This is a genomic window from Acidimicrobiales bacterium, from assembly GCA_025455885.1.
Taxonomy (GTDB): Bacteria; Actinomycetota; Acidimicrobiia; order Acidimicrobiales; family Acidimicrobilacustridaceae; genus Rhabdothermincola_A.
In genome coordinates this window covers 72,625-84,757 of the sequence record JALOLR010000009.1, presented here as the reverse complement: position 1 = coordinate 84,757, position 12,133 = coordinate 72,625, and the positions used below count along the sequence as shown (strand labels likewise).

General features: G+C 72.7%; 10 protein-coding genes. 7 read left to right on the top strand and 3 right to left on the bottom strand.

Annotated features, from left to right (window positions below):
* The first annotated feature begins 62 nt into the window (after window positions 1-62).
* The 4 genes from MUE36_09575 (at window position 63) to MUE36_09560 (ending at window position 4,723) form a co-directional block, all read left to right on the top strand.
* Window positions 63-1,874 carry a Tad domain-containing protein gene (locus MUE36_09575; protein MCU0311181.1) on the top strand — a complete coding sequence of 604 codons (1,812 nt, stop codon included), beginning with the start codon at window positions 63-65 and terminating at the stop codon, window positions 1,872-1,874.
* Window positions 1,875-1,944: 70 nt separating this feature from the next.
* Window positions 1,945-3,237: a GTPase ObgE gene (gene obgE / locus MUE36_09570; protein ID MCU0311180.1), complete on the top strand. Its 1,293-nt coding sequence runs from the start codon at window positions 1,945-1,947 to the stop codon at window positions 3,235-3,237.
* Between the two features lie 16 nt (window positions 3,238-3,253).
* The gene (proB, locus tag MUE36_09565; GenBank protein MCU0311179.1) at window positions 3,254-4,348 is read left to right on the top strand and encodes a glutamate 5-kinase; all 1,095 of its coding nucleotides are present in this window, start codon (window positions 3,254-3,256) and stop codon (window positions 4,346-4,348) included.
* Window positions 4,349-4,369: 21 nt separating this feature from the next.
* Window positions 4,370-4,723: a type II toxin-antitoxin system VapC family toxin gene (locus MUE36_09560; GenBank protein MCU0311178.1), complete on the top strand. Its 354-nt coding sequence runs from the start codon at window positions 4,370-4,372 to the stop codon at window positions 4,721-4,723.
* Between the two features lie 38 nt (window positions 4,724-4,761).
* Here MUE36_09560 and MUE36_09555 read toward each other — a convergent pair whose 3' ends face one another.
* Genes MUE36_09555 through MUE36_09545 form a run of 3 tightly spaced genes read right to left on the bottom strand, consistent with a single transcriptional unit; the run spans window position 4,762 to window position 7,959 of the window.
* Window positions 4,762-5,580, bottom strand: a complete 819-nt coding sequence (locus MUE36_09555) for a PspA/IM30 family protein (GenBank protein ID MCU0311177.1) — start codon at window positions 5,578-5,580, stop codon at window positions 4,762-4,764.
* Window positions 5,581-5,590: 10 nt separating this feature from the next.
* Window positions 5,591-7,183, bottom strand: coding sequence for a murein biosynthesis integral membrane protein MurJ (gene murJ / locus MUE36_09550; protein MCU0311176.1), 1,593 nt, complete (start codon window positions 7,181-7,183; stop codon window positions 5,591-5,593).
* On the bottom strand, window positions 7,180-7,959 hold the full coding sequence (locus MUE36_09545) for a hypothetical protein (protein MCU0311175.1): 780 nt from the start codon (window positions 7,957-7,959) through the stop codon (window positions 7,180-7,182). Before MUE36_09545 ends, murJ begins: the two co-directional genes overlap by 4 nt.
* A gap of 111 nt (window positions 7,960-8,070) precedes the next feature.
* Here MUE36_09545 and MUE36_09540 point away from each other — a divergent pair, with 111 nt between their 5' ends.
* The 3 genes from MUE36_09540 (at window position 8,071) to MUE36_09530 (ending at window position 12,112) form a co-directional block, all read left to right on the top strand.
* Window positions 8,071-9,339, top strand: coding sequence for a glutamate-5-semialdehyde dehydrogenase (locus MUE36_09540; protein ID MCU0311174.1), 1,269 nt, complete (start codon window positions 8,071-8,073; stop codon window positions 9,337-9,339).
* 338 nt (window positions 9,340-9,677) lie between these two features.
* Window positions 9,678-10,580, top strand: coding sequence for a MoxR family ATPase (locus MUE36_09535; protein ID MCU0311173.1), 903 nt, complete (start codon window positions 9,678-9,680; stop codon window positions 10,578-10,580).
* On the top strand, window positions 10,577-12,112 hold the full coding sequence (locus MUE36_09530) for a VWA domain-containing protein (protein MCU0311172.1): 1,536 nt from the start codon (window positions 10,577-10,579) through the stop codon (window positions 12,110-12,112). Before MUE36_09535 ends, MUE36_09530 begins: the two co-directional genes overlap by 4 nt.
* The last annotated feature ends 21 nt before the right edge of the window (window positions 12,113-12,133 follow it).

Genomic DNA, 12,133 nt, shown 5'->3' with positions numbered 1-12,133 from the left:
CGTCCCCCGCCGACCCCCACCCCTCCGTCCGCCCCCCGGCCCGACACCGTGCCGCCCGCTTCGTGGGCGACCGCTCCGGTGCCGAGGACGGCTACGTCCTCATCCTCACCGCGTTCCTCCTGCTGCCGCTCCTGGCCTTCACGGGCTTCGCCGTGGACCTCGGCGCCTGGACGGCGACCGCGTCGAAGGCGCAGAACGCCGCCGACGCGGCCTCGCTGGCCGGTGTGGTGTACCTGCCCGACCTGCCCACCAAGGCCACCTCGGTGGCCATCGAGACGGCGCGCAAGAACGGGTACCAGAACGGGGTCAACGGCGTCACGGTCACGGTCACCCCCAGCGCTCGCAACGAGCTCACGGTCCGGATCTTCGACCCCGAGGTCGACCAGTACTTCTCGTCGGCGCTGCTCACGTCGCCCCCCACCATCTCCCGCAGCGCCACCTCGGAGTTCATCCGGCCCGTCTCGATGGGGAGCCCCGAGGCCCAGGCCGGCCAGGACCCGGAGCGGGGGTTCAACCCCCAGTTCGTGCTCAACACCGCCGGGTGGTCGACCAACAAGCAGAACGGCGACAAGCGCAGCGCCGGGCAGTGCGGCGGGAGCTGGGCGGGCTGTGACCCGGTCAACACCGCCGGGGGCGTGAACACCGACTACTCCCGACCGGGCTACCTCTACACCGTCAACGTGGGGCCCACGGCCACCTCCGGCCAGCCCCTGCGCTTCGAGGTCTACGACCCGGCGTTCGTGTTCAACGACGACGCCTGCGGCACCAACAACATGAGCGCCGCCCAGATCACCACCCTCCAGACCACCTTCGGCGCCACCGACCCCTTCGCCGGTCAGCGCTACCAGGGCGGGCGCACGCCGTGGTGCATGGGCGACCAGAACCTCACCGCCCAGGGCACCGCCAACGGCTCGTCGATCGTCACCACCTACATCGTGCGGGCCCCCGACGACACCCCGAGCGACCTCAGCGACAACCCGGCGGTGTGCGCCATCAGCTTCGACGCCTACGGGAACCCCGGTCAGGGCTCCCAGCCGTGGATCAACCCGGCCCGCACGGGGGGCAACGGCATCTTCGACCTGATCACCAGCGACACCCCCCGGGGCCGTGAGAACGTGCTGTTCCGCGACCACTACCGCAAGTGGTTCCCGATCTGCACCATCCCCGCCGGCGCGGTGGAGCAGGGCGACTACGTGGTGCAGATCCGCACCAACGCCGACCTCTCCTCGCCGGTGCGCGACATCACCGGTGGCCTCACCTCCGGGGCGGGGTCGCTCGAGAGCGCCGCCACCCCGCTGCCCACCACCGGCGGCCACAACCGCTACACGATGCGCACCGGGTTCGGCACCGGGGCCGTCGGCGCCCAGTCGTCGCTGTCGACCGTCCCCGCCGCACCCACCACCTTCGAGGGCGTCAGGCTGTCGGCGGTCGGCAATCTTCCCATCTACATGAACCAGCTGGGCGCCACCGCCGAGTTCTTCCTGGCCCGCATCACCCCCGAGACGGCCGGCAAGACCCTCCAGCTCGTCTTCTGGGACATGGCCGACATCGGCGGCGGCTCGGCCACCTTCACGCTCGTCCAACCAGCCGACTACGCCGGCACGTTCGCGTGCGCGTTCAGCAGAGACGGCGGTCCGATCGTGGGGGCCACGGCGACGGGGTGCACGCTGTCGGGCATCACCAGCGCCAACTACAACGGGCGCAACGTCCAGGTGCGCATCCCGATCCCCGGGACCTACAACTGCAACGTGGCCGACCCCCTCGGGTGCTGGGTGAAGGTCCGCGTGGCGGTGGTCGGCGCCGGCGCCACCCCAGCGGACACCACCACGTGGTCGGCGGCGATGACCGGCGACCCCATCCGCCTCATCCGCTGACCGCCGGTCCCGGAGTGCCGGGCGGCAACGTCGGCGGCGGGACCGCTCCCGCGCCGTAGGCTCACCGGTCGTGTCCGGGTTCGTCGACGAGTGCCAGATCAACGTGCGGGGCGGCGACGGCGGGGCCGGCTGCGTCGCCGTGCGCCGCGAGGCCCACGTCGCCAAGGGCGGGCCCGACGGCGGCGACGGCGGCAAGGGCGGCGACGTCTGGTTCGTCGCCGACCGCAACGTGGCCTCGCTGCTGGCCTTCCGGGACCACCCCCACCGTCGGGCCGAGAACGGCACGCACGGCCAGGGCAAGAAGAAGCACGGGGCGGGCGGCCGCGACCAGGTCGTCCACCTGCCCGAGGGCACCGTCGTGCTCGACCGCGACGGCACGGTCCTGGCCGACCTCGTGCACGCCGGCGACCGCTGGCTGGCCGCCGCCGGGGGCCGGGGCGGCAAGGGCAACGCCCGCTTCCTGTCGAACCGGCGCCGGGCCCCGATGTTCGCCGAGCAGGGCGAGGTGGGCGAGGAGCGCTGGCTCAACCTCGAGTTGAAGCTCATGGCCGACGTGGCCCTCGTCGGCTTCCCCAACGTCGGCAAGTCGACGCTGGTCTCGCGGGTGTCGGCGGCCAAGCCGAAGATCGCCGACTACCCGTTCACCACCCTCGAGCCCAACCTCGGCGTGGTGCGCCTCGACGACGGCTTCGAGTACGTCGTGGCCGACATCCCCGGGCTGATCGAGGGGGCCAGCGAGGGCCGGGGGCTCGGCCACCGGTTCCTGCGCCACATCGAACGGGCCCGCGTGCTGGTGCTGCTCGTCGACCTCGCCGGCGGCGACGACGGGATGAACACCGCCCTCCCCGCCGAGCAGGTCGACGTGTTGCAGCGCGAGCTGCGCCAGTACCAGCCCGACCTCGCCGACCGACCCCGACTCGTGGTGGGATCGCGGGCCGACCTCGTGCCCGAGGTCCTGACCCTCGCCGAGGCCGGGCAGGGCCTCACCACCGGCGACGGTGTCGAGCTCGACCTGTGCATCTCGGCGGTCACCGGCGCCGGGCTGCCCCACCTGATCGGACGGATGGCCGACGCGGTGCGCGGGGCGCGGGCCGCCGAGCCCGAGCCCGAGGCGTTCATCGTCCACCGACCCCTCCCCGAAGGGGTGACCGTGGAGCGCGAGGACGACGGCAGCTTCCGGGTGCTCGGCCGGGCCGCCGAGCGGGCAGTGGCGCTCTCGGACCTCACCAACCTCGAAGCCCTCGACTACGCCCACGCCCGACTGAAGAAGCTGGGCGTCGACAAGGCCCTCGCCCGGGCCGGCGCCCGTGACGGCGACACCGTCCACATCGGCCGGCTGACCTTCGACTACGAGGACGAATGAGCCCCGGGGATCGGCGATGATCGTCGTCGCCAAGATCGGCACCTCCTCGGTGACCGACGCCGAGGGGCGGGTGAGCGCGACCGCGGTCGCCAAGCTGTGCGCCGAGGTCGCCGAGCTGCGCGCCCAGGGTCATCAGGTCGTCGTGGTCACCTCGGGGGCCATCGGCGCCGGGCTCCCGCCCCTCGGTCTCGGCGGCGAGCGACGCCCCCGGGACGCCGTCACCCTCCAGGCCGTCTCCGCGGTCGGCCAGAGCCGGCTCATGCAGGTCTACGACGACACGCTGTCCGCCCACGGTCTCGTGGCCGCCCAGGTGCTGCTCGCCCCACTCGACTTCGTCCACCGCCGCCAGTACCTCCAGGCCCGGGGCACGGTGCGCCGCCTGCTCGAGCTCGGAGCGGTGCCCGTGGTGAACGAGAACGACGCCGTGGCCGACGACGAGATCCGCTTCGGGGACAACGACCGGCTGGCCGCCCTCGTCGCCCACCTCGTCGACGCGGGGCTGCTGGTCCTGCTCACCGACACCCCGGGGCTGTTGTCGGCCGACCCCCGCCTCGACCCCTCGGCGTCGCTCATCGAGGAGATCGTCGAGGTCGACCACGCCCTCGAGGCGCTGGCCGGGGGCCCCGGCACCGCCGGGGGGAGCGGCGGCATGGCCTCCAAGGTGGCGGCGGCCAAGATCGCCGCCTGGAGTGGGGTGCGCACCGTCATCGCCGCCGCCGCCCGGCACCGGGTGCTGGCCGACGCCGTCGCGGGTGCTCCCGGGGTGGGCACCGTGGTGGTGCCCCACGACCGCCGGCTCCCGGCCCGCAAGCTGTGGATCGCCTTCGCGGTCGGCTCGGCGGGCACGCTGGTGGTGGACGAGGGGGCCCGCCGGGCGCTCGAGCGTGGTGGAGCGTCGTTGCTCCCGGCCGGCGTGACCGAGGTGCGTGGTGACTTCGACGCCGATGACGCGGTGGAGATCGTCGACGTCGGCGGCGCCGTGTTCGCCAAGGGCCTGGCCCGCACCTCGGCGGCCACCGCCCGCACGATGGCCGGGCGGCGCAGCGCCGACCTGCCCGACGGCGTGCCGGCGGCGCTGGTCCACGTCGACGACCTCGTCGTCCTCCCCTGATCCGCGGCACTCTTCGAGGTCGTGGCCGCGACGCCGGAGTCCGGGGCCATCCGCCAGGTCCTCGCCGCCGACGACGAACACGCCGCCCCCCACCTCGTCGACGCCGAGGTGCTGGCCGTGATCACCGCCCACCATCGACGAGGCGATCTCGACGACACCGCGGCCTCCCTCGCCGTGGCCGACCTGACGGCGTGGCCCGGTGAGCGCTGGTCGCACCGTACCTTCCTCGCTCGGGCGTGGGAGCTGCGCGACGACGTCCGGGGGTACGACGCCCTCTACGTCGCCCTCGCCGAGGCGATGGACGCGACCCTCGTCACCCTCGACCGACGGCTCGCCCGTGCCCCTGGCATCCGCTGCCGGATCGACGTGCTCTGATCCAGGGGGCGCGGGCCGGGCCGGGCCGCAAGGACGAGTCAGCTCGCCGGCGTCTCGGGGGAGCTGGAGGCGCCGGGGGCTTCGAGCTTCTTGGCCTCGGCCAACAGCTCGGCGGCGTCGTGGCTGGCGGAGGCGACGGGCAGGCCCATCTGCTCACGCAGCACGTCGAGGCGTGCCACCGCCTCGGTGTTCATGGCCGCCTTCTCGACCTCGATCATGCGCCCCTCGACGCCCTGGGAGGTGAGCTCCTGGGCGCCCTTGGCCTTCGCGTAGCGCAGCTCGATCTTCTCGCGCACCTGCTCGAAGGTCGGTACGTCCTCGCCGACGGTCGCCGACAGCGTCGCCATCGCCGAGTTCATCTGCTCCTGCATCTTGGCCTGGTCGAGCTGGCCGAGGAGCTTCTGGCGTTCGGCCAGCTTCTGTTGCAGCGCCGCGGAGTTCTGGGCGACGGCCGCCTTGGCCTGCTCGGCGGCCTGGGAGGACTGCAGCACCAGCGTCTTGGTGTCCTCGACGTCGCGCTCGACGGCGATGAGCCGGTTCGCGAAGGCCTCGGCGGCCTGCGTGTACTCGACGGCCTTGGCCTCGTCGCCGGACTTGGTGGCCTGATCGGCCATGATCAGCGCCTGGCGGGCGTTGGCGGTGAGCTTCTCGTACTCGCCCATGGTCCGGTTCAGGCGCATCTCGGCCTGCTTCTGGTTGGCGATCACGTTGGCGGCCTGCTCTCGGAGGCGCCGGTGTTGATCCTGGGCCTCGCGGATGGCCTGCTCGAGCTGCACCTTCGGGTCCGCCCGCTCGTCGAGCGACGAGTCGGCCTTGGCGCCGAGGTACTTCCACCAGCGGGTGAGTGCGTTTGCCATGGCGGGCAGGCTAACCGGAGCGCTCCGCGGCGCGACGGTCGGTCCGTCGCAGGCGGTCGGTGACCGCCCGTAGCTCCTCGGCCCGCAGCGCCAGCAACACCACGACGTAGGCCGCCGACCCCGCCAGCCCCGCCAGGACCGATGCGGCCAGACCGGTGCCGAGCCCCCACAGCACACCCCCGACCACCAGTGCCATCACCGTCGTCGCCGCGGCCAGCCGCACGATCCCCCGGGCGGTGCTTCGGTCGAACCACGGGCCGATGCGGCGCTGCAGCACCACCAGCGCCACCACGCTGAACACCACGTAGCCCCCCGAGAACGCCGCCGCCAGACCCTCGACCCCGAACGGGCCGACGAGGGCGACGGCCAGGACGATCGTGAGGACGTTCTCGCCTACGTTCACCACGAACGGCGTACGGGTGTCGCGGAGGGCGTAGAACCCCCGCATGGCGAAGAGGTACGCCGAGAAGAACGGCAGACCGACGGCCAGGGCGGCGAGGGTCGTGGCGATGGTGTCCGACGAGGCGGCGTCGAGGGCCCCTCGTTCGAGCACGAGCTCCACCCCGGGTCCGGCGAGCAGGGCCATCCCCACCGCGGCGGGCAACATCAGGACCAGCACCAGGCGCAGCCCGTAGGTGAACCGGGCCCGCAGCCGGTCCCACTCCTCGGCCACCGCCGCGGCCGCCATCTCCGGGGTGAAGGCGGTCATCACCGACACCGCCCACAGCCCGTAGGGGAGCTGGAAGAAGATGTAGGCCGTCGTGTACACGGTGACGCCGTCGACGCCGTTGGCCAGGACGATCATCGTGAAGAAGGCGACCTGGTTGGCGACCACGTAGCCGAGGGTCCAGCCCGACAGGCGCCCCACCTGGCGGACCGCCGGGTCGCGCAGGTCGAACCGCCAACGCAGACGGACGCCGGCGTAGCGCAACGCCGGCCAGAGCACGAGGGTCATCGCCACGATCCCGGCGGTGGTCCCGAGGCCGAGGAGGAACTGCAGCCCCCGGTCGTCCCTGACCTGCTCGAAGGTGGGCTGGTCGCCCCCGGCCAGGCTCGGCAGGGCGAGGAAGAGGCAGATCACCACGATGTTGTTGAGCACCGGGGCGAAGGCGGGCACCGCGAAGTAGCGCTTGGCGTTCAGGATCGCCGAGCCCAGCGCGGTGAGCCCGTAGAAGAACATCTGGGGGATGAACAGGACGAGGAGCGGGACGGCCACCTCGGCCTGCCGGGCGGCCTCGTCGCCCGACTCGGTGAGGTTGTAGGCCCGGATGATCAACGGGGCGGCCAGCATCGCCACGACCGTCGTGACCCCGAGCACCACGGTGACGACGGTGGCCAGGGCGTTGATGCTGTCGGTGTCGTCGTGGTCGAGCTGTTGGACGACGACGGGGACGAGCGTGGCGGCCAGGATGCCGCCGAGCACCAGGTCGTAGAGCAGGTTGGGGGTGGTGTTGGCGAGGTTGTAGGCCTCGGCCAGCGCCGTCGTGCCGAGCGCGTAGACGATGACGACGGTGCGGACGAGCCCGGTGACCCTGCTGAGCGCCGTGCCGAGGGCGACGACCCCGGACGAGCGCAACAGCCGGCTGCCGCCCGTCGCGGTCATGGCAGGTCGGGCGGAGGCATGCCCTCGCGACGCTCGCCCTCGGGCCCGCCGACGGCCCCCCCGCCCCGTTCCAGCGGGTCCGGGTCGGGATCATCGGGCATCGGACCCTCGTAGGGGGGGACGGCCGGCCCGGGCTCGGGCCTCTCGTCGCGGGACCCGGGCGGCTCGAACGGCGGCAGGGGAGGAGGGAGGGGTGCGTCGGAGGGTGTGGGGGGCAGGGCGTCGAGGCCCGACGCCAGCGCCTGCAGCTCGGCGACGACGTCGTCGACCGTCGTGCCGATCAGGGCCAGGGCGTCGGTCTGCTGGGTGGCGCCCAGCTCCAGGGTCCGCGTCACCGTCTCGTCGAGGCGGGCGTCGAGCTCGGCGAGGCGGCGCTCGGTGGCGGTGAGGCGCTGGTCGATGCGCTTGGCGATGTCGAGCTGGCGGCGGCGGGCCTCCGCCGCGGAGCCGCCGGCGCGCTCGGCGGCGGCCAGCTCGGCGATGATGCCGGCGACGTCGATGCCGTCGCGGGCATCGTTGAGGTCCTGGCCGGCGGCGGCCACCCGCCACGTCTCCTCGACGGCGACCGCGACGTCGTCGCCGATGGCCTCCAGGCGGTCGCGGAGCGGGCCGCGGTCGATCCGGCGGACGGCCGCCAGGTAGCGGTCCTCGGCGGCCACGGCGTCGACCACGAAGCGCTGCCACCGGGGGCCGAGCGCCCGGGTCCGCATCCGCCACCGGGAGCGGCGGGGCAGGGCCGCGGCGACGCGGTCGCGCCAGCGGGTCGAGCTGCTCACCGCCGCTGCGCCGGGGCCGTGCAGGAGGACGGCGCGCCGGCGGGGATCATCGCGACAACGTACCCGGCCCGCCCTCCGGCCCCGCGGTGGCCCGCCGGTAGCCTCTCGGGCGTGACCGATCCCGCTGCCACCGGGGCCCCCGTGCCCATCCCCGAGCTCGGCCGCCGAGCCAAGCAGGCCTCCCGGGCGTTGGCCACGGCGTCCACCGCCACCAAGGACGACGCCCTGCTGGCCGCCGCCGATCTGCTGGTCGACCGGAGCGCCCCGATCCTCGAGGCCAACGCCGCCGACGTCGCCCGCGCCGAGGCCGAGGGCGTGTCGTCGACGGTCGTCGACCGGCTCCGCCTCGACCCCCGGCGCATCGAGGCGATGGCCTCGGGGTTGCGCCAGGTCGCGGCGTTGGCCGATCCGGTCGGCGAGGTGCTCGACGGGTGGGTCCGCCCCAACGGGTTGCGCATCCGGCGGGTGCGGGTGCCGCTCGGCGTGGTGGCGATCATCTACGAGAACCGCCCGAACGTCACCTCCGACGCCGCCGGGCTGTGCCTGAAGTCCGGCAACGCCGCGTTCCTGAGGGGGTCGTCGGGGGCCATCTCCTCGAACACCGTCATCGCCGACGTGCTCCGTGACGCCGTCGCCAAGGCCGGGCTCCCCGCCGACGCCGTGCAACTCGTGACCGACACCAGCCGCGAGGCGGCCGTGGAGTTCATGCGCCAGCGCGACGCCATCGACTGCCTCATCCCCAGGGGCGGGCCGTCGTTGATCCGCTCCATCCTCGAGAACGCCACGGTCCCCTACGTGATCGACGGCGACGGCAACTGCCACGTCTACGTCGACGCCGACGCCGACCTCGACATGGCGCTCGACATCGTCGTGAACGCGAAGACCCAGCGGCCCTCGGTGTGCAACGCCGCCGAGACGCTGCTCGTGCACGCCGACGTGGCCGGGGTGTTCCTGCCCCGGGCGGCCGAGGCCCTCGACGGGGTCGAGCTGCTCGTCGACGCTCGTGCGGGAGCGGTTCTGCCCGGCACGACCCCGGCATCGGACGAGGACTGGTCGACCGAGTTCCTCGACCTGCGCCTGGCCGTGGGGGTGGTCGACTCCCTCGACGCCGCCATCGCCCACGTCACCCGCTACGGCTCGGGCCACAGCGAGGCGATCGTGACCCGGTCGCTCGAGGCGGCCGAGCGCTTCACGACCGAGGTCGACGCCGCCGCGGTGGTGGTCAACGCCAGCACCCGTTTCGTCGACGGCGAGGAGTTCGGGTTCGGCGCGGAGATCGGGATCTCGACCCAGAAGCTCCACGCCCGCGGTCCGATGGGCCTGCGTGAGCTCACCACCGCCAAGTACGTCGTGCACGGCACCGGCCAGACCCGCGGCTGACGGACGCACCGCGTCCCGACGAGGCGTCGCCGAGGGGTGGGTGTCCGGTGGGGTGGGGCCAGGCGTGCGGGGGGAAGCGCCAGCGTCCCCGCACGCACCGCGTCCCGACGAGGCGTCGCCGAGGAGGGCGCCATGGGAACGTGCGGCCGGCTGTGGTCGCCCGGACGGGCCGGGCCAGGCGTGCGGGGGAGGCGCCAGCGTCCCCGCACGCACCGCGTCCCGACGAGGCGTCGCCGAGGAGGGCGCCATGGGAACGGAAGCGCCAGCGTCCCCGCACGCACTGCGTCCCGACGAGGCGTCGCCGAGGAGGGCGCAATGAGAACGGTAGGGTCGATCGGATGGAGTACCGCTTCGAGTCACCCGCTGCCGTCCGCTCGTCGTTGGGGGAGGTCAACTACCTCTCCGACGAGGGCATCGCCGGGGTGGTGTTCCTCGCCGACCGGTTGGGCAAGCCGATCCTCGTCGAGGGCCCTGCCGGCACCGGGAAGACCCAGTTGGCGAAGTCCGTGGCCGAGATCCTCGGTGCCCGACTGATCCGCCTCCAGTGCTACGAGGGCCTCGACGAGTCCAAGGCGCTCTACGAGTGGAACTACAAGAAGCAGCTCCTGCGCATCCAGGCCGAGCGGAACAACGAGTCGACCTGGGAGGACATCGAGACCGACATCTTCTCCGACGAGTTCCTGCTCACCCGCCCGCTGCTCGAGGCCATCCGTGCCGAGGACCCGGTGGTGCTGCTCATCGACGAGGTCGACCGTGTCGAGGTGGAGACCGAGGCGCTGCTGCTCGAGATCCTCTCCGACTACCAGGTGTCGATCCCCGAGCTGGGCACCATCGAGGCCCGCCAGATCCCGATGGTGTTCCTCACCTCCAACAACACCCGGGAGCTCTCCGAGGCCCTCAAGCGGCGCTGCCTGTTCCTGCACATCGACTACCCGGACATGGATCGCGAGAAGGAGATCGTCCTCGCCAAGATCCCCGACATCACCGACAGCCTCGCCGACCAGGTGGCCCGCATCGTGCGGTCGATCCGCCAGCTCGAGCTGAAGAAGGCCCCGTCGGTGTCCGAGACGCTCGACTGGGCCCGCACCCTCCTCCTGCTCGGCGTCGACGCCGTCAACGAGGCGGAGGCCACCGAGACGCTCCACATCCTGCTCAAGTACCAGAGCGACATCGCCAAGGCCACGAAGGAGCTGTCGGGCGACCGGGGCGGCCCCCGCAAGCCCGGCGTGCCCCGGACGTGAGCCCGACGCCCGACGTCGACCCCGGCCGCGGTCCGGGGGGCACCGAGGCCCCGGTCGGCGCCGGCGGCGTGGCCGTCGCCGACCCCGGCTCGCCGCTGCTCGACCTCCTCGGCGGGTTCATGGGCGAGCTGCGCGCCGCCGGGCTGCCGGTGAGCCTCACCGAGAACCTCGACGCCATGGAGGCGGTCCGCCACATCCCCCTCGAGGACCGTGACGCCTTCAAGTACGCCCTCGCGGCGACGCTCGTGAAGAACAACGCCCACTGGCGGGCGTTCGAGACCGTCTTCGAGGTGTACTTCTCGATCCGGGGCCGGGAGTACCAGCTTCGACCCGACGACGACGTCGAGGCCGCCGAGGACGACGACGAGTCACTGCAGGGCCAGCAGGACAACGCCGGCGCGGGGGCGGGCGGCGGGGGCGACAGCCTCTCGCCGGAGGAGCTCCAGGAGATGCTCTTCCAGGCCCTCCTCCACGGCGACGAGGCCCTGTTGCGGGCCCTGGCCCGCCAGGCGGTGAAGCGCTTCGCGGGGATGGAGCCCGGCCGGCCGGTCGGCGGCACCTACTACCTGTACCGCACGCTGCGGAACCTCGACCTCGACGACACCCTCGAGGCCCTGATGGCCCAGTCCCGCGACGAGGCCCCCGAGCCGCTGACACCTCTCGAGGAGCGCCTGGAGCGCGACGAGTTCGAGAGCCGCATCGACCGGCTCAAGCAGGAGGTCGAGGCCGAGATCCGCCGGCGACTGGTGGCCGACCGGGGTGTCGAGGCGATGGCCAAGACCCTCCGCAAGCCCCTTCCCGAGGACATCGACTTCATGCACGCCAGCCGGGAGGAGCTGGTGTCCCTGCGCAAGGCCATCTACCCCCTCACCCGCAAGCTGGCCGTCCGCCTCGCCCGCAAGCGGCGCCACGGGCGCAAGGGCCCCCTCGACTTCCGGGCCACCGTGCGCCAGTCGCTCAGCTACGGCGGTGTGCCGGTGGAACCGAGGTTCCGCTACCCCCGGCCCTCGAAGCCGGAGATCTTCGTGATCGCCGACATCTCGGGCTCGGTGGCCAGCTTCGCCCGCTTCACCCTCCACCTCGTGTACGCCATCGCCGGGCAGTTCTCGAAGGTGCGGTCGTTCGTGTTCATCGACGGCATCGACGAGGTCACCCGGTTCTTCGAGGGCGTCGACGACATCGGTGAAGCCGTGCACCGCGTGAACACCGAGGCCGACGTGGTGTGGGTCGACGGGCACAGCGACTACGGCCACGCCTTCGAGGTCTTCTGGGACCGGTACGGGCGCGAGATCGGCCCGAAGACGACGGTGATGGTCCTCGGCGACGCCCGGAACAACTACCACGCCTCGCAGGCGTGGGTCATCAAGGAGATCCGCAAGAAGGCCCGCCACGTGTACTGGCTCAACCCCGAGCCCGGCTCCTACTGGGACACCGGTGACTCGATCGTCGGCGAGTACGGGGTGCACTGCGACGGGGTCTTCGAGTGCCGCAACATGCGTCAGCTCGAACGCTTCGTCGAGAACCTCGCCTGACGGCGCGTCGGCCCGGGCCGG